Here is a 254-nt window from a genome sequence, read left to right on the forward strand (position 1 = left end):
AGCACCGCATTCAGGCCCGCCTCGTCGGAGACGTTGTCCCCGGTGATCGCGATCTGGTGGACATTCATCTGCGGGTCGATCGACAGGTGCATCTTGCGCCACGGCGTCTGGCCCGCGTCGCGGCCGTGGCCGTACTTCTGGCGATGCCATTCGCTGGCCCGGCCAAACTTCATCCCGCTGCTGTCGACGATCAAACTGATCGCCTCGCCTCTGGACAGGCAATCGGCGACGCGCTGGCAGCGCTGTTTGACCTG

The 254-nt window shown here is 65.0% G+C and carries 1 protein-coding gene; it reads right to left on the reverse strand.

Going from position 1 to position 254, the window contains the following annotated elements; all coding sequences use genetic code 11:
• Positions 1-254: transposase (locus tag AB3X89_RS40690; protein WP_368588116.1), on the reverse strand; the 254-nt coding region annotated here is incomplete at both ends.

Source organism: Paraburkholderia sp. BR14320, assembly GCF_040948665.1.
Classification (GTDB): Bacteria; Pseudomonadota; Gammaproteobacteria; order Burkholderiales; family Burkholderiaceae; genus Paraburkholderia; species Paraburkholderia youngii.